Source organism: Halomonas sp. C22, from assembly GCF_007655045.1.
GTDB lineage: Bacteria > Pseudomonadota > Gammaproteobacteria > Pseudomonadales > Halomonadaceae > Vreelandella > Vreelandella hamiltonii.
Map to the genome: position 1 here is coordinate 480,813 of NZ_VBVC01000001.1, position 15,822 is coordinate 496,634.

Below are 15,822 nucleotides of genomic sequence, written 5' to 3' on the forward strand. Positions count from 1 at the left end.
ATGCTGTCACGCGTAGCTGAAAACCTGTACTGGATGGCGCGCTACATCGAGCGGGCCGAAGACACCGCGCGGCTGTTGAGCGTCAATAGTCACCTGATGCTCGACCTGCCGCGCCACCTGCCGCTGGGCTGGGCGCCGCTGATCGAAATGACCGGCACCCTTGAAGCGTTCAACGAGCGCCATTCCAGCTTTGACGAGCGTAGCGTGGTGCATTTTTTATGCGCCGATGCGCAAAATGGCAGCTCGATTCTCTCGGCGCTGGCCAGCGCTCGGGAAAACCTGCGCACTACTCGGGACGTGGTGCCCAGAGAAATCTGGGAGGAGGTCAATCAGCTCTATCTGAGCGTGGCCGACCACGCGGAAAACGGCGTCAGCCCGCGCCGACGCGACTCCTTCTTGAAGAACGTGATTCGTGGCTGCCAGACGCTGACGGGCCTGATCGAAGGCACGTTGAGTCATGGCTCGGCACGCACCTTCATCCAGTTGGGAAGGCATCTTGAACGGGCCGACATGACCACGCGTATCGTGGACGTGCGCTCGGCAAGCCTGTTGCCCCAGAACCCTGAAGAGCTGCTGCCGTTCGAGAACCTGCAGTGGATGAGCGTGCTCAAGTCCCTGACGGCTTATCAGATGTATCGTCAGGAAGTGCGGCTGAGAGTGCGGGGCCCCGATGTGCTGCGCTTCCTGCTACAGGACCCGAACCTGCCGCGCTCGATCGCCTGTAGCCTGGAAACGCTGGGCCAGGAGCTGCAGCTGCTGCCTCGGCAGGATCGGGTGGCCGCCACGGTGTCGCTGGTACGGGCCGATGTGGTCGACGCCGATATCCAGGCGCTGGCTCACTCGCCCAGCAAGCTGCATGCGTTCGTTGACGAGCTGCAGATCGGCTTTGCCGCGATCCATGACACGCTCAAGGCCACGTATTTCGTGAACAGCGACAACGTGCCCAAGGTGACCCAGCGTCAAAGCCAGGGCCACCTGGGTGATCATGACAACGATTGATCACGCGGAGCGAGCGTCGGCGCTGGCGTTGTGGATCAGTTCGTGAAGGTACGCCAGCTTGTCGCGTACCGGGGGTGGCAGCACCCCCGGTGCCAGGTCCAGTAGCCCCATGTCGCGGTTGAGTTCATTGACGGCCATGCCTACCTGATGAAACGCCCGTAACATGCTGTCCAGCGTGCCGTCATATTCGGCTCGTGAAATTCCCATGTGCAGAGCGGTATCCAGCACGGCCACCATGTCCAGATAAAACGCGAAGGTTTCGGCAAAGTCCTCCCACGGGTGCATGGAGGCATAGGCAGAGATGAACCGGGTCGGCCAGTCGGCCGGCGCGCCTTGCTGGTAGTAGGTTTCCAGCGCATCACCATAGGTGGGGTCGTTATGGTCGCCAAACACTCGGCAGCTGGCGGCCTCGTCCTGATCCTTGACCAACAAGTCCCAGTAGTAATGCCCTACCTCATGGCGAAAATGGCCGATCAGGGTGCGGTGGGACTCGTTCATGTCCACCCGCAGTCGCTCACGCTCGACGTCGTCGGCTTCCTTGACGTTGATGGTGATATGGCCGTTGGCATGGCCGGTATAGACCTTCTCCTGATTCGCGGTGGAGCGCCAGAGCCCTTTGTCGGGGAGGGCGTCGGCCATGAACGAGAAGCTCAAGGGGACGCGAATATCATCGCCCTGGGTTCCGTGTGGGAGCTTGAGAATCTCCAGGGTGTGGAACAGACGACGCTTGGCAGCTTCCAGTGCAGCCCAGCGCTCGCGGTGACCCGCTACATTCAGGTCAGGAATCACATCGTTATAGCGACAGCAGTCGCACAGCGTGTCGGCTTCACCTTCGGCCATGATCACCATGCGGTTGCATACGTTCTCTACCGCGTAATTGTGGCACTTCATCAAGTGGGTGCCGCAGCCTTCGTGGGTACAGCGGTATCCGCCGCCTTCCAGGGGGGCCAGGGCAACGATATTGCTGCAGGCCGGGCACCAGCCGACTTCCGACTCACAGGCCACGCAGTGGGTATTTTCGAAGAACAGCGGGTTGCCGCATTGGCAGCTGAACGTTTGCATGGATGCCTCCTTGTGGAAAGCCACGTTATGCATCGTCGATAGTCAGGTCAGAAATAGTCAGGTCAGGAAGGTGCTTTGTCAGCATAGCGAGGCTGCTTCCCGTAGGGAAAGGCTATTTCCCCATGGCCGTGAATTTAGCTTTATCGAGTGGCTAATTGACGTTTACGTCAACTTGCTGATATACCCTAGTGGCTCCTTATTCAAACCCATAACAAACACAACCACGAGGAACGTCTGTATGTCCGTTCGCCAGATTCCCATGTATATCGATGGTCAGCCGGTCGAGTCGCAAAGCCAGGAGTGGCGGGACGTCGTCAATCCGGCGACCCAGCAGGTCGTGGCCCGCGTGCCGTTCTGTACCCCTGAAGAGGTAGAGCGTGCCATTGCCAGTGCCAAAACCGCGTTCAAGGAGTGGCGCAAGGTGCCACTGGGCAAACGCATGCGCATCATGCTGAAGCTTCAGGCCCTGATTCGTGAGCACACCGCAGAGCTCGCCGCGCTGATCACCGAAGAGCATGGCAAGACGCTACCTGACGCGGAAGGTGAGGTTGGCCGCGGCCTGGAAGTGGTCGAGCACGCCTGTTCGATCACGTCTCTGCAGCTGGGTGAGCTGGCCGAAAATGCGGCCAATGAGGTCGATGTGTACACCATGCATCAACCGCTCGGTGTGGGCGCCGGGATCACTGCGTTCAACTTCCCCATCATGCTGCCCTGCTTCATGTTCCCGCTGGCCATTGCCACGGGCAATACGTTCGTTCTGAAGCCTTCCGAGCAGGACCCCAGCTCGACCATGCGGCTGGTGGAACTGGCCCATGAGGCGGGTATTCCGGCGGGCGTGCTCAATGTGGTGCATGGCGGGCCCGAGGTCGCCAACCAGATTGCCGACCACCAGGACATCAAGGCGCTGTCGTTCATTGGCTCTACCCATGTGGGGTCGCTGCTGTATGGCCGTGCGGCGGCTGCCGGTAAGCGCATGCAGTCCATGATGGGGGCCAAGAACCACTGCGTGGTGATGCCGGATGCCAACCGTAGTCAGGCCATCGACAGCCTGTTGGGGTCGGCTTTCGGGGCGGCGGGGCAGCGCTGCATGGCCAATTCGGTGGTGGTACTGGTAGGCAAGGCACAGGAGTGGCTGAGCGATATCGAGGCGGGCGCCCGCAGCATGAAGGTGGGCCCTGGTACCCAGCGGGATGCCGACCTGGGGCCGCTGGTGTCTCCTCAGGCCAAGGAGCGTGTCGAGCGCTTGATCACCGCCGGTGAAAAAGAGGGGGCAACGCTGCTGGTGGATGGCCGGGGCTACACGGTAGAAGGGTACCCGGAGGGCAATTTCGTGGGGCCGACCCTGTTTGCCAACGTCACGCCGGAGATGACCATCTACCGGGAAGAAATATTCGGTCCGGTGCTATGCGTGGTGGGGGTCGAGACGCTGGACGACGCCATCGACTTCATCAACGCCAACCCGAACGGCAATGGCACGTCGATTTTTACCAACTCGGGCTGGGTGGCACGCCGATTCGAAACCGATATCGACGTTGGTCAGATCGGTATCAACGTGCCGATCCCGGTGCCGGTAGCTTATTTCAGCTTCACCGGCTCTCGGGCTTCCAAACTGGGGGATTTGGGCCCCAACGGCAAGCAGGCCATCGCGTTCTGGACACAAACCAAGACGGTGACCGCACGCTGGTTCGAGCCCGAGAACGTCTCCAGCGGGATCAATAGCACGATCGCTCTGTAGAAATCCGCTTGAAGAGTGGGTGACACGTCAGAAGTCTTCTTCCCGATGGAAGAAGACTTCTGTTATTCAAACGGGCTCGAACAGCGGCAGGCTGTCGCGCAGGAGCTGCTCGATAGGCTCAAGTTGGCTTTCATGCAGCACCAGAAGGTAAGGGGCATCTGGCTCATCGTTCAGCGGGGCCAGCAGGGCAAATTCGCCCTCTTCGAGATGGAACTCATGGATTTCGCGCAGGCCGTGGGGCGTCTCGCACTGAGAGCAGCGGTAAGTATCGTCTTCGCCATAGACCAGGCGATGATACATCTTGAACAGCGTGTAAAGCGCCAGCCCCCCTTCGAACGCTGGCCAGCGAGCAGGCGTTTCGCGGATGTCTTCGTTCAGGGTCAGGCCTTCGACTTCGGCACCTGCAATGGCGTCGGCCAGCGGCGCTGCCAGGATGGCGCTGCCATCGGCAGGTAGCGGTGCATTCTGTCGATTGGCCGCCGCAAAACGCGCAGCAGCGGCATGGAAATCTGCCAAACTGTTCAGGTGGAAATCAGCATGTTGCAGGTCTTCTGGCTCGAAGCCGCCGTTCTCCCAACCGTGAATCACCCGTAACGTGATTTGACCATGAGCGATAGGGCGAGCCAGCAAAGTATGAAGCATGATGCGGATATGCAACTGACGCTCATCCGTATCGTTTTCGAACGCACGGTAGGGGTCCGCGAACAATGCATGCAAACGCCCTGGCGTGTGCTCTCTTGCTTCAGAATAAGACATGGTGGTTTCCCTGTTCCAGACGCCGCTTGGCTCAACGCTGACGGCTCTTGTGAAATATGCTCAGCAAGAGTATGGCGAGCCTCAAGGTGTAATGAAAGCCTAAAGAGTTAGCATTTTGTTAACCATAAAGACGTATTGAAGATGACGGTCATCAACATAACAAGAAAGAGGTAAACATGTCTGCGTCATTAAGCCGATTTAATATCCCCGAGAGCCTGGACGACCTGCCTGACGACATTCGCAAGGCCATGTTGGCGGTGCAGGAAAAAGCCGGGTTCGTGCCCAATGTGTTTCTCATGCTGGCGCATCGCCCAGCGGAATTTCGCGCTTTCTTTGCCTACCACGATGCATTGATGGAGCGGGAATCCGACACCTTGACCAAGGCAGAAAAGGAAATGATCGTGGTCGCCACCAGCGCTCGCAATCGCTGCCTATACTGCGTCGTGGCACATGGCGCGCTGGTACGCATCTACAGCAAGGACCCTCTGCTGGCCGACAACGTGGCCATCAACCACCGCACAGCGGGGCTGAGCGAGCGGCACCTGCGCATGCTCGATTTTGCGCTGCACAGCGCCATCGAGCTGGGTGAGTTGACGCCGCAGTGGCAAACCCGGTTGGCGGAAGTGGACTTTACCCTGGAAGACTGCTGGGACATCGGTGCCATCGCCGCCTTTTTTGGCATGTCGAATCGTTTGGTCACCCTGGCGGGAACTCCTCCTAATCCAGAGTTCTATCTCATGGGGCGCGTGCCGAAACCAGCCTAGGCCATGGTTCAGGATGCAGCGTAACGCTTTACCAGGGCTCCCCTTTCAGTGAAGATACCGCCTTCATTCATTCACTGTCGCCAGGGGAGCCCACTACGGGCTGAGAATGCGCGTCACGCAGACCCTGGAACCTGATCCGGTTAATACCGGCGGAGGAAGCGCGACATGCCGTACCTGACGTCTGCTGTGCTGGGCGCAGCGCTGTGCTGCTTTGCTTTTTTAGGCCTTCGGGCACGTTTTGGGGGAGGCTCGCTGGATGACTATGTCACGGCGCGCAACTCGCAGACGGCAACCACCCTGGGGCTCTCTTTTCTGGCGTCGGGGATGGGGGCCTGGATTCTCTTCGCGCCTCCTGAAATCGGCGCGTTCGTGGGGCCGGTGGCTCTGTTGGGCTATGCCTTGGGGTCGGCGCTGCCCTTTCTGGTGCTGGGGCTCTACGGGCCCAGAATACGTCGGGCGCTGCCAGGCGGGCGCAGTATCGCCGAGTTCGCCGAGGTGTGTTACGGGAAAGGGGTTCGCCACTGTGTCACGCTGGCCTCCGTGGCGTACATGGGGTGTTTCCTGGCGGCTGAACTGACGGCCATCGGTGCCATTACCGCGCTACTGTCAGATGTTCCACCTGCCTGGGTCATCATTGGCGTAGCGCTGACGACCCTCGTCTATACTGTTCTGGGTGGCCTGCGAGCCAGTTTGGCCACCGACCGCTGGCAGGCTTGGCTACTGTTGATCCTGCTATGTGCCGTGGCGGGCGTAACGTTATGGCGCTTGCCTGCCATGCCCAGTGACGCGGCGTTGCCGGCCTTGCCCATGGGAACTTCGCTGAGCGTGGCATTGACACTGGTCATTGCCGTGACCGCAGCCAACCTGTTCCATCAGGGCTATTGGCAGCGGCTGTGGGCGGCTCAGGATAGCGCCAGTCTTGGCCGTGGGGCATGGCTGGGAGGCGGCATGACGGTGGCCGTGGTCATGGTCATCGGTGGAGTCGGCATGATGGCAGCGCTGAGCGGTGTGAACCTCGGCGAGCCGCCGATGCCCTTTTTTGCCCTGTTGGCAGAGGCTCCTGTCTGGATCACGCTACCGGCACTGGTGCTGGCCGTGACGCTGGTGACCTCCAGCGTGGATACGCTGCAAAACGGCATTGCGTCGCTGTGGGCAACGGGAGAGCAGCCACATGCCTTGAACAAGGCACGCTGGATCACGGTACTGCTGATGGTACCGGTGATTCTCATCGCCTTGCAGGGGCTGTCGGTGCTGAGACTGTTCCTGATTGCCGATTTGCTGTGTGCGGCCATCGTGGTGCCAGTGCTGCTGGGCCTGTGGCAGCGCATGACGCCACTGGCGGCCATCAGCGGTGGCGTAGCGGGCCTGGTGGGGGCGGTATTGCCGGGCTGGCTGGGTCAAGGCTCCTTGATGGCGGGCATCATGGCTGCCACGTTTCCTGGCAGTATTCCCACCCTCGGGCCCTTCCTGGGAGCGCTGCTGCTCTCTAGTCTGGTCAGCGTCATCGTGGCCTGGAGTACCCCTGTGGGTAAGCGGTGACAAAAAAATCAAGGCGTTAGGCAGGCTCACAAGTTTCACGTTATGATGTTCAGGGGGTGTTAACGACATTAGGTGTAACGACCATGAGCCACCTGTTGCCATCGAATGAAGCGCTGCGTATTGCCGCCTTGCAAGAGCTGGCGTTGCTGGACACCCCCAATGAACCTGTATTCGACCGAGTCACTCGGTTGGTGACGGTCCTGCTGGGGGTCCCTCAATCTACCGTCACGCTGGTGGATAGCGACCGCCAGTGGTTCAAGTCCCAGGTTGGGCTGGAGCTTTCGGAAACGCCGCGCGACGTGGCGTTCTGTGCCTATACCGTGCTGGCGGAAGCGCCGCTGGTCGTCAACGATGCGCTTCAGGATCCGCGCTTCGCCAGCAACCCTTATGTCATCAAACCCGACGGCATACGCTTTTATGCCGGAATCCCTCTGAAAACCACCCAAGGTCTGGTATTGGGCTCCCTGTGTGCCATGGATTCGCGCCCTCGCGAACTGAGCCCCCAGGAGTTCACTGCGTTGCAAGACCTGGCCGATGTGGTGTCCGGTGAAATTCATTTGCGCGAGCGCTTGATACAGGAAGAGAAGCGTAATGCCAGTTTCAAACGTGACCTCACCGCGCTGCACAACAGCCTGGAACAGCAGATAGAGCGGCGTACCCGCGAGCTCAATCTGGTCATCGAGTCGGCCTACGACGCCTACCTGAGCATCGACGACCGTGGCCGTATTCTGGACTGGAACCACGCAGCGCATACCATGTTCGGCTGGTCGCGCAAGGAGGCGTTGACTCGTTCCATTACCGACCTGATGTTTCCTGCTGGCGTGCCTCGGGAAGACGATGCTTCACCCATCGAGTGGGAAGCACGGCGTCGAGACGGAGGACGTTTGCCAGTAGAAATACGCCACAAGCGCTACGAGCTCAATGGGCGTTGGCGGCGCAGCCTGTTCATACACGACATCACCGAGCGGCAGCAGCTGGCTCGCCTGCGTGACCAGGAGGCCAGGCAGGATGCCTTGACCGAGTTGCCCAACCGCCGAGCCCTCGACGAACGCTTGCCTGAGGCCATGGCGCGGGCTCGACGCAGTCTCGTACCGCTGGCGGTGCTGTTTCTCGACCTGGATGGGTTCAAGCGAATCAATGACCTGTACGGCCATGCCATGGGCGATGAGCTATTGCGAGACATCGCCAATCGCCTCAAAACCGCCGTGCGTGAAACGGACTTCGTGGCCCGTTGGGCAGGGGACGAGTTCGTTCTGGTGCTGGAGAATATAGAGAACGATGCCATCGCGCCGCTGGCGCAGAAGTTGATCCAGCTCATTGAAGTCCCCCTATCCATAGGTGATACCGTGCTCAAGGTCAGCACCAGTATCGGTATTGCAGAGTATGTCCCCGGGGCAGAAGAAACCCCGCAAGAGTTGTTGAAGCGAGCCGATGTGGCGATGTACGAAGCCAAGCGAGCCGGCAAGGCGCAAACGCGCTTGGCAAGCCCTGCACTGCCTTCACCCGACGCCAGCCAATTCAAGGAAAGCACATGATTCGATGTCTGATGACCACACCAGAGGGAGAAGTGCGCGAAGGCGATCTCTCGCTGATCGATGTCTGGAAACGCCAGGAGGGCGCGCATATCTGGGTCGATATGCAGGGCGAAAGTGAAGCCAGCGAGCGCGAGGTGCTCGAGGGATTTTCCTGCCATCCCATGGCGATTCAGGATGCCCACAAGGTGCGTCATCCACCCAAGATCGAAGAGTTCGAGAATCATACGCTGATCATCTATCGAGGCATTTCCTCCTTCGATGCTCAGCTCAACTTCGTGCCTCAGCAGCTGTGCTTTTTCGTTGGCGAGCGCTTTCTGGTCACGCTGCATCCTGGCTTGGCGCTGAGTATCGAACGGTTACTCAACGACCAGGGCGCGCGGCTGCTGTCGCGTTCTCCCGAGCAGGTTGCCTTGCGCGTCATGTATACCTCGGCGGGCTTTTATATCGACAGCCTGCTGGAGTTCGAGACCGAACTGAGTGACCTGGAAGACGAGCTGCTGGAAAACGGCAATGACGTGCTGATGCGTCGGATTACCGCGTACCGCTCTCGGCTGGTCAAGATGCGGCGAGTGTTCAGTTACCACAAGGGCATCACTCAGGAGCTGACGGCTTACGACTACGCGCACCTCCCCCGGGGTGAGAGCGAGACGCTGCATGCCATCACCGATGTGGAGGAGCGCTTCGAGCGCCTGCACTCCTTGACCCAGATGTATTACGACATCTGTGGTGATCTGGTGGATGGCTACATCTCGATTTCGTCGCATCAGTTGAACATCACCATGCGGGTATTGACCGTCATTACCGCCATTTTCGTGCCGCTGACCTTTATTGCCGGTATTTACGGCATGAACTTCGAATACATGCCCGAACTTGGCTACCAGTATGGCTACTTCTTCGTTTGGGGCGTCATGGTGACCATTGGCGTACTGCTGATCTGGTTGTTCAAACGTAAAGCCTGGTTCTAGGCACTGTCCGAAAACGAGCTGCGCTCGGCCATACGGTGTCAAAAGTCGGCAGCAGAGCGAGCAAGAGTCCGCAGTCGCAGCGTCAGCAGGCACAGCGCAAGACCGATCGACAGCCATAGCGAGGCCAGCAGCACGGGGAAAGCGCCGGGTCCGGCGGTGTCCAGCAGTGGGCCCGTCAGCGAGGGAATGATCAGCGCTCCGCAGCCCGCTGCCGTAAAGATGGCCCCGGTGGTGCGGCCCCGCATCACCATGGTGTGGTTGCATAGCGCAAACAGCGTGGGGAAAAAAGCCGAGGCAGAGAGGCCAAACAGCAGCGCCCCTGCGGCAAGCGAAAGCATACCTGCATGCCAGCCGCTGGCCGCGGCGAGCCCCATCGTCAGGCACGCCCCCAGTATTTGCCAAGGCGCACACCAGCGCAGCAGAGGAATGGCCAGCAAGCGTCCTGCCGAGAGGGCCAGCCAGAACAGCGTTGCCAGCAGGGTGGCCTGCTCGTCGGGCAGCCCCGATAGCGCGCCATACGCCGTCACCCAGCCGGCAAACGTCACCTCGATGCCCACGTAGAGTGCAAACAGCAGCAGAAAAATCCCCAGCAGAAGAGGGTCGCGATGCTTGCGTGGGGCGGGCGTTTCGCTCACCCCGCAGGTCGCCCTAGGCATGGTGGGGCTGGCAAAGCGTGATAGTGGCCACAGCATGCCCGCGACGCAAAGTCCCACTACCCAGAAGGTCCAGTGAAACTGGCCAGTCAGCGACAGCGCTGCCACCATCACCAGCGGGGTCAGCATATTGCCAACGCTGAAGCAGAAGTGCAGTGCGCTCACATTGGGGCCTGCGGCGTCTCGGTGCAGCCACAGCAGCAGCGTATTGCCCCCGGCGTTCAGCGACACTTCAGAAAACCCCAGCAGCATGAACAGCAGTGCCAGCAACACGAGAAGCGGGCTCAAGGGCGCCAGCGCCAATCCGGCCACGGTGAGTATGCCCATGATCAGCAGCACACGATGCCCATTGAAGCGGTCCATCAGCAGTCCGGTGACCAGGGCACCGCTCATGTTGCCCATGGCCCGAGCCGTGAACAGTACGGCAATCTGACTCATGGAAGAGCCGCTGGCACTTGCCAGATGGGGCAGGGCAGGCCCCAGCAGCCCGCCGGTCATGCCAATGGAGATGAATAGACCAAAATAGGTCCAGGTCAGGCGGCGGTGATAGGCAGAGCTGAAGTGAAGCATACCGTTCCTTGGCAGAGTCTGGGAGGCGCCCATGAACGATGAGCTTGACCCTTTTCGAGGCTGGCCACCATTGGCGAAAAGTTGACGCCCCAGGGAGAAAACGGCGCAAGCGGTAGGGAAGCGATCCCGGTATCGTTGGCCGCTGTTGCGGCTGGATGTCTTGAACCTGACCGGGCGTTTGTTATTGTCGTGGTATATGCACCGATCAGGAGCCAGCCCATGGCCAATACGGACCGCAGAACCTCACCTGTCACCAACGCTGCCAATGATTCCGAGACTTCCATTTCCACCACTTCCATTTCCACCACTTCCAGTGCCGCCACTGCTATCCCCTCCAGCATGTCGGCCATGCTGCTGACCGGTCATGGCGATGTGGACATGTTGCACTACCGGCAGGACGTACCCACGCCTCAGCCTGGGGCCGGTCAGGTGCTGGTGCGCGTCACGGCGACAGCGAAGAACAACACCGACCGCAAGGCACGCGAAGGGCTCTATCCCACCAAGGGCAAGGAGGAGGTCACCTCGTTCGCCATGGGCGGTGCCCCCACCTTGAGCTTTCCGCGTATCCAGGGGGCCGATGTGGTGGGGCACATCGTGGCGGTGGGCGAGGGCGTCGATGCGCAGCGAGTGGGTGAACGTGGGCTATTGGATTTCAATCTCTACCCCGATGACCGTCGCGACATCAATCTGATGCCGGATTACTACGGACATGGTGCCGATGGGGGCTTCGCGGAATATATCGTGGTGCCTGCCGACCAGTTTCATCACATCGCCAACCCTGAGTTACCAGATGCCCCTCTGGCGGCCATGGGAATGTGCTCCTATCAGACCGCCTACCACATGATGACGGCGGCCAACGTGCGGGCTGGCGAGCGGGTGCTGGTCAGTGGGGCCAGCGGAGGTGTAGGGACGGCGCTGATTCAGCTGTGCCGCATCATCGGCGCCATCCCTTATGCCGTCAGCCAGCCCAGCAAGGCCGATGCCCTGCGCGGGCTGGGCGCGCAGGCGGTGATCGACCGAGGCGATTTGCCCACCTTCGTCGAGCGCGTGCTGCACGCCACCGAAGGGCGGCCCATCGATGCGGTCATGGACCTGGTGGGGGGCGACATGACCGACCTGTTCATCGACACCATGATCAGTGATATGTCGCAGCGCGCCACGTATCCGCGGCTGGCCATCGCCGGTGCCAGCGGTGGCAATCTCAGCGAAATCATGTGGACGCGCATCTACCTGTATCAGGTGCAAATCGTCGGGGTCTCCCATGGCACCCGTGAAGAGGCCGAACAGCTGATCGCCTGGATTCGCAGCGGCGAGCTGAAGCCGGTGCTGCACGGGACCTTAAAGCTGTCGCAGCTGCACGCGGCGGAGCGCTACTTCGTCAATCGCGGCAGCGACTATCTGGGCAAGATCGTGATCGTGCCCGATGCCCAGTGGGAGGCCCATGGGGCGCCGTTCGCGCTTCAGTCGGCTGCTCTCCAATCTGCCGCTCTTCAATCGGAACGGGAGCCTCGCCAGTGAATACCGTGCATACCATCAAGCTGCTGGACACCCACGCGGGGGGCGACGTGAGCCGTATCGTCACCGCCGGGATCGATACGCTTCCGGGCAGCACGGTGCGCCAGCAAATGGAGTATCTGCGTGACGACGCCGATGGCCTCCGGCAGCTACTGCTGGGCGAGCCCTATGGCATTCCGGAAATGTCGGTCGACCTGCTGGTGCCTGCTACTCACCCTGAAGCGGTGGCGGGGTACATCATCATGGAGGTGATGGGCTACCCGATCTACTCAGGCTCCAACACCTTGTGCACGGCCACGGCCGTTCTGGAAATGGGTATCGTGCCCAAACAGGAGGGGATTCAGCGCTTCAAGCTGGAAGCCCCGGCAGGCCTGGTGCAGATCGAAGCGCGGGTGCGCAACGGCGTCGTCGAGTCGGTGACCTGTGAAGGCTTGCCCAGCTATATCGACAGCTATCGCGATACGATTCTGGTACCGGGCATTGGCGACGTCACCTACTCGGTTGCCTACAGCGGTGGCTTCTACGCGCTGGTCGATGCCGAGGCGCTGGGCTTCAAGCTGGTACGGGACGAAGAGGCCGCGTTGGCGGCCTGTGCCCACAAGATCATCGAGGCCATCCAGGCCCACCGAGGGTTTTCCCACTACACTCTGGGCGATGTGGGGCCGCTGCCCTTTCTACACTTCATGGGTCCTGAGGAGCAGGTGGCGCAGGGCTATGTGCGTTCGCGCTCTGCCACCTACGTACACCCCGGAGTGATTTGCCGCAGCACCACCGGCACCGGCACCTCGGCGCGGTTGGCGCTGATGCATCATGAAGGGCGGCTGGCGCCGGGCGACAAGCTGGAAACCGTCTCGTTGAGAGAAACCGGGTTTATCGGCACCTTTACAGGCACCCACCAGGAAGGTGCCTATCAGGTGGTGGAAAATACCATTACCGGGCGCAGCTATGTGCTGGCCGATTACACCATCGTGATCAACTGCGACGACCCGATGGTCGCCTGTGGCGAGCTGCACCATATCTTGAGTGATCGGCACGCCCAGCCTGCGCCGGTCAAGGAGTAGCGTCATCGCCGATGTCCAGGTAACCGGCCTGTTCGATACGCGTCCAGACGGGCGCTTTCTCTGCATCGGTCATGCTGCCCCAGCAGGCAATCTCATCCAGAGTGCGCCCGCAGCCGCTGCACAGCGCCGTCTCGGGGTTGATCTGGCAAATATGGCGGCAGGGTGACACAGGGCGAGGCTGGTTGAGCATGGGGGGCGTGGTATCCGGTTCGAAGTGGGGGAAGGGTTCACGGAGGGCGTCAACCCAGCGGCACTTTACCACGCAGTGACTTGATCTTGCCTTTGCGGGTCTTGTGATCCACCCGCCGCCGCTGGGAGCCTTTGGTGGGCTTGGTAGGGCGGCGTGTCTTCGGCGTACGGGCCACGCTTTGAATCAACGCCTGCAAGCGGTTCAAGGCGTCTTCCTTGTTCAGCTCCAGCGTGCGAAAGCTCTGCGCCTTGATGATGACCACGCCCTCTTTGCTGATCCGCTGGTCGGACAGCGCCATCAGCCGCTCCTTGTAGGTAGGGGGCAGCGTCGAGCGCGCAATGTCGAAGCGCAGATGCACGGCAGAGGCGACTTTATTGACGTTCTGGCCGCCCGCCCCCTGGGCACGAATCTGGCTGATATCGATTTCCCAATCGGCCAGCGTGACGCTATTGGAAATAGTGAGCATTCAATTCTCTGGTAACCCATGAGTTGACAAGGCTAGCACACTTGACAGCAGGACGGCTCGACGGCCTAGTAACACTCGGTCTCTACAACAATGATTACCTGGTTCCTATGGCCTGATAAGGAGTCTTCATGGATACCCTGCTGGAAACTTCGCCGCTAAGCGCCGGAACGCTCTATCGCCTGCTGTCGGGCAGTATTTGCCCCAGACCCATTGCCTGGGTGGCCACCCAGGATGGCCAGGGCAATGCCAATCTGGCGCCGTTTTCGTTTTTCAACGTGGCCAGTATCGACCCTCCCATTCTGGCTTTTGCACCGCTGCTGGATGGCAGCGCCCAGCCCAAGGATACGCTGCGCAATCTGGAAGACGTCGGCGAGTGCGTGGTGCATGTGGGCACCGAAGGCTTGATCGAGGCGCTCAATGCCACCAGTGCCAGCCTGCCGCCCCAGGAAGACGAGTTTGCCCTGGCAGGGCTGGAAAAGGCTGTCATGCCTGGTGTGAGCGTGCCGCGTATTGCGGCGGCGCCCATCGCCTTTGGCTGCCAGCGAGTACAGGTGATCCGCTTCGGAGATCAGCCGCTGGCAGGCAGCCTGATTCTGGTCAAAGTGGTGTCGATCCACGCCGATGAGACCGTCTGGGATGGCCGCCACGTGCATCTGGACACGCTCAAGCCGGTGGGGCGCCTGGCAGGTAGCGACTATGTCAGAGTCAGCGACCGCTTTGCCCTGGACCGACCTGGCTAGAGGCCGAAAAACGCCCTCTTGGGCGACTAAAGTCGTAGCGGTTTGTGCCGATATTTGTCCAAAGCACCCTGAGGATAAAGCAATGCACAAAATGAGAACGTGGCTTCTGGTAGCGGGCTTACTCACTTCCCCGCTTTCTCTGGCGGAGCTCAAGGTGGGTATCGTGGCACCGTTGAGCGGTGCAGCGGCTCCCTTGGGCACGGGTATGCAGCAGGGTATCGAGGCTTATTTTGCCAAAGTAAATGCCGAAGGTGGCGTCAACGGGCAGTCGCTGGTACTGCAAGCCTTCGACGATCAATACTCGCCGCTGCCCGCCGCCGCGCATACGCGGCAGCTGGTCAGTGACAGCGCTTTGCTGGCGGCTATCGGTAACGTCGGCACGCCCACTGCCGCCGTGACCATTCCCATTCATAACCAGCACAACACGCTACTGTACGGCGCCTTTACTGGCGCTGGCATTTTGCGTCGTTCACCCCCCGACCGCTATGTGATCAACTACCGGGCAAGCTATGTGCAGGAAACCGCCGCCATGGTGGCGGGGCTATTGGAAGCAGGAATCCAGCCCGAAGAGATTGCCTTTTTCACGCAGAACGACAGCTTTGGTGATGCAGGTTACAATGGCGCGCTGCGCGCCTTGCACGAAGAGGGCTTTACCGACACCTCACAGCTGGCCCACGGCCGTTTTACACGCGGTACCCGCAATGTTCACCAAGGGCTGGCAACCATTCTTCAGGCACCTGTCGTGCCTCGTGCGGTGATCATTGTCGGCACCTTTGGCCCCGCTGCCGATTTTATCCGCGAAGCGCGTCAGGACCTGCCGGAGACCGTGTTTCTGAACGTCTCTTTCGTGGGTAGCCAAGCCCTGCTGGAGGCGCTGGGGCCACTGGCCGAAGGGGTGATCGTGACTCAGGTCGTGCCGCCACTGGATGCTGACCTGCCAGCGGTAGAAGAGTACCGCCAGGCGTTGGCGGCGCATGTGCCCGGCAGCGAGCCGGATTTCATCTCCCTGGAGGGGTATCTGGCTGCCAAGCTGTTCGTGGAAGGGGTGAAAGCCGCCGGAGAAAATCCGAATCGGCAAGCCATCGTGGAAGGCTTGCTGGGATTGGGCACCATCGATATTGGCGTAGGTGAGCCGCTGACCCTGGGGGAAGGAGACCATCAGGCCAGCGATGCCGTGTGGGCCACGATCATTCGCAACGGACAGTTCGAGCCGGTCGATTGGGCAAGCGTTGCACCATAATTCAAATAGCATAACCACTGACACAGCGAATA

Annotated in this window: 15 protein-coding genes and 1 riboswitch; of the genes, 10 read left to right on the plus strand and 5 right to left on the minus strand. The window is 60.4% G+C overall.

The genetic code is table 11. The features are described from left to right. Entirely contained in the window at positions 1 to 999 is a 999-nt protein-coding gene (locus FEU76_RS02220; RefSeq protein WP_144979991.1) for an alpha-E domain-containing protein, read from the plus strand. On the opposite strand, the gene FEU76_RS02225 is transcribed toward FEU76_RS02220, so the two are convergent. Further along, the gene (locus FEU76_RS02225) at positions 1,000 to 2,061 is read right to left on the minus strand and encodes a zinc-binding metallopeptidase family protein (RefSeq protein ID WP_039175803.1); all 1,062 of its coding nucleotides are present in this window, start codon (positions 2,059 to 2,061) and stop codon (positions 1,000 to 1,002) included. A 238-nt stretch (positions 2,062 to 2,299) separates the two neighbouring features. Between FEU76_RS02225 and FEU76_RS02230 the strand changes: the two genes are divergently transcribed. Next, entirely contained in the window at positions 2,300 to 3,796 is a 1,497-nt protein-coding gene (locus FEU76_RS02230) for a CoA-acylating methylmalonate-semialdehyde dehydrogenase (RefSeq protein WP_096921290.1), read from the plus strand. A gap of 66 nt (positions 3,797 to 3,862) precedes the next feature. Here FEU76_RS02230 and FEU76_RS02235 read toward each other — a convergent pair whose 3' ends face one another. After that, positions 3,863 to 4,552 (minus strand): hypothetical protein, encoded by a 690-nt coding sequence (locus tag FEU76_RS02235; protein WP_144979994.1) that lies wholly within the window; start codon positions 4,550 to 4,552, stop codon positions 3,863 to 3,865. Positions 4,553 to 4,728: 176 nt separating this feature from the next. Here FEU76_RS02235 and FEU76_RS02240 point away from each other — a divergent pair, with 176 nt between their 5' ends. The 4 genes from FEU76_RS02240 to FEU76_RS02255 all read left to right on the plus strand — a co-directional run bounded on the left by FEU76_RS02240 (position 4,729) and on the right by FEU76_RS02255 (position 9,355). Further along, a complete protein-coding gene (locus FEU76_RS02240; protein WP_039175809.1) occupies positions 4,729 to 5,316 on the plus strand; it encodes a peroxidase-related enzyme in 588 nt (195 codons plus the stop codon). A 72-nt stretch (positions 5,317 to 5,388) separates the two neighbouring features. Then, a riboswitch (TPP riboswitch) is annotated at positions 5,389 to 5,492 on the plus strand. Continuing rightward, complete coding sequence (locus FEU76_RS02245; RefSeq protein ID WP_039175811.1) at positions 5,482 to 6,855, plus strand: sodium:solute symporter; 1,374 nt, start codon at positions 5,482 to 5,484, stop codon at positions 6,853 to 6,855. Its footprint overlaps the riboswitch before it by 11 nt. A gap of 83 nt (positions 6,856 to 6,938) precedes the next feature. Then, complete coding sequence (locus FEU76_RS02250) at positions 6,939 to 8,390, plus strand: diguanylate cyclase domain-containing protein (RefSeq protein WP_144979997.1); 1,452 nt, start codon at positions 6,939 to 6,941, stop codon at positions 8,388 to 8,390. Next, positions 8,387 to 9,355: a magnesium transporter CorA family protein gene (locus tag FEU76_RS02255; RefSeq protein WP_096921288.1), complete on the plus strand. Its 969-nt coding sequence runs from the start codon at positions 8,387 to 8,389 to the stop codon at positions 9,353 to 9,355. The genes FEU76_RS02250 and FEU76_RS02255 overlap by 4 nt, the downstream gene beginning before the upstream one ends. Before the next feature lie 38 nt (positions 9,356 to 9,393). Here the strand turns inward: FEU76_RS02255 and FEU76_RS02260 are convergent, their stop codons facing one another. Next, positions 9,394 to 10,578, minus strand: coding sequence for an MFS transporter (locus tag FEU76_RS02260; RefSeq protein ID WP_144980000.1), 1,185 nt, complete (start codon positions 10,576 to 10,578; stop codon positions 9,394 to 9,396). 339 nt (positions 10,579 to 10,917) lie between these two features. On the opposite strand from FEU76_RS02260, the gene FEU76_RS02265 reads away from it, so the two are divergent. Both FEU76_RS02265 and FEU76_RS02270 read left to right on the plus strand, forming a co-directional pair. Continuing rightward, positions 10,918 to 12,096, plus strand: coding sequence for an alcohol dehydrogenase catalytic domain-containing protein (locus FEU76_RS02265; RefSeq protein ID WP_144980003.1), 1,179 nt, complete (start codon positions 10,918 to 10,920; stop codon positions 12,094 to 12,096). Then, positions 12,093 to 13,154 (plus strand): proline racemase family protein, encoded by a 1,062-nt coding sequence (locus tag FEU76_RS02270; protein WP_144980005.1) that lies wholly within the window; start codon positions 12,093 to 12,095, stop codon positions 13,152 to 13,154. Before FEU76_RS02265 ends, FEU76_RS02270 begins: the two co-directional genes overlap by 4 nt. On the opposite strand, the gene FEU76_RS02275 is transcribed toward FEU76_RS02270, so the two are convergent. Then, positions 13,144 to 13,344, minus strand: a complete 201-nt coding sequence (locus FEU76_RS02275; protein WP_039175821.1) for a DUF1289 domain-containing protein — start codon at positions 13,342 to 13,344, stop codon at positions 13,144 to 13,146. The two genes, FEU76_RS02270 and FEU76_RS02275, sit on opposite strands and share 11 nt — an antisense overlap. A 49-nt stretch (positions 13,345 to 13,393) precedes the next feature. Further along, a complete protein-coding gene (gene arfB / locus FEU76_RS02280) occupies positions 13,394 to 13,810 on the minus strand; it encodes an alternative ribosome rescue aminoacyl-tRNA hydrolase ArfB (protein ID WP_039175823.1) in 417 nt (138 codons plus the stop codon). 128 nt (positions 13,811 to 13,938) lie between these two features. On the opposite strand from arfB, the gene FEU76_RS02285 reads away from it, so the two are divergent. Further along, a complete protein-coding gene (locus tag FEU76_RS02285; protein ID WP_144980008.1) occupies positions 13,939 to 14,550 on the plus strand; it encodes a flavin reductase family protein in 612 nt (203 codons plus the stop codon). A 91-nt stretch (positions 14,551 to 14,641) separates the two neighbouring features. After that, positions 14,642 to 15,790 (plus strand): ABC transporter substrate-binding protein, encoded by a 1,149-nt coding sequence (locus FEU76_RS02290; protein WP_260851333.1) that lies wholly within the window; start codon positions 14,642 to 14,644, stop codon positions 15,788 to 15,790. Positions 15,791 to 15,822: the final 32 nt, after the last annotated feature.

Excerpts from the sequence above, each read along its gene's own strand:
- FEU76_RS02220 (WP_144979991.1), top strand. The coding sequence starts at position 1 with ATGCTGTCACGCGTAGCTGAAAACCTGTACTGGATGGCGCGCTACATC.
- FEU76_RS02225 (WP_039175803.1), bottom strand. The coding sequence starts at position 2,061 with ATGCAAACGTTCAGCTGCCAATGCGGCAACCCGCTGTTCTTCGAAAAT.
- FEU76_RS02230 (WP_096921290.1), top strand. The coding sequence starts at position 2,300 with ATGTCCGTTCGCCAGATTCCCATGTATATCGATGGTCAGCCGGTCGAG.
- FEU76_RS02235 (WP_144979994.1), bottom strand. The coding sequence starts at position 4,552 with ATGTCTTATTCTGAAGCAAGAGAGCACACGCCAGGGCGTTTGCATGCA.
- FEU76_RS02240 (WP_039175809.1), top strand. The coding sequence starts at position 4,729 with ATGTCTGCGTCATTAAGCCGATTTAATATCCCCGAGAGCCTGGACGAC.
- FEU76_RS02245 (WP_039175811.1), top strand. The coding sequence starts at position 5,482 with ATGCCGTACCTGACGTCTGCTGTGCTGGGCGCAGCGCTGTGCTGCTTT.
- FEU76_RS02250 (WP_144979997.1), top strand. The coding sequence starts at position 6,939 with ATGAGCCACCTGTTGCCATCGAATGAAGCGCTGCGTATTGCCGCCTTG.
- FEU76_RS02255 (WP_096921288.1), top strand. The coding sequence starts at position 8,387 with ATGATTCGATGTCTGATGACCACACCAGAGGGAGAAGTGCGCGAAGGC.
- FEU76_RS02260 (WP_144980000.1), bottom strand. The coding sequence starts at position 10,578 with ATGCTTCACTTCAGCTCTGCCTATCACCGCCGCCTGACCTGGACCTAT.
- FEU76_RS02265 (WP_144980003.1), top strand. The coding sequence starts at position 10,918 with ATGTCGGCCATGCTGCTGACCGGTCATGGCGATGTGGACATGTTGCAC.
- FEU76_RS02275 (WP_039175821.1), bottom strand. The coding sequence starts at position 13,344 with ATGCTCAACCAGCCTCGCCCTGTGTCACCCTGCCGCCATATTTGCCAG.
- arfB (WP_039175823.1), bottom strand. The coding sequence starts at position 13,810 with ATGCTCACTATTTCCAATAGCGTCACGCTGGCCGATTGGGAAATCGAT.
- FEU76_RS02285 (WP_144980008.1), top strand. The coding sequence starts at position 13,939 with ATGGATACCCTGCTGGAAACTTCGCCGCTAAGCGCCGGAACGCTCTAT.
- FEU76_RS02290 (WP_260851333.1), top strand. The coding sequence starts at position 14,642 with ATGAGAACGTGGCTTCTGGTAGCGGGCTTACTCACTTCCCCGCTTTCT.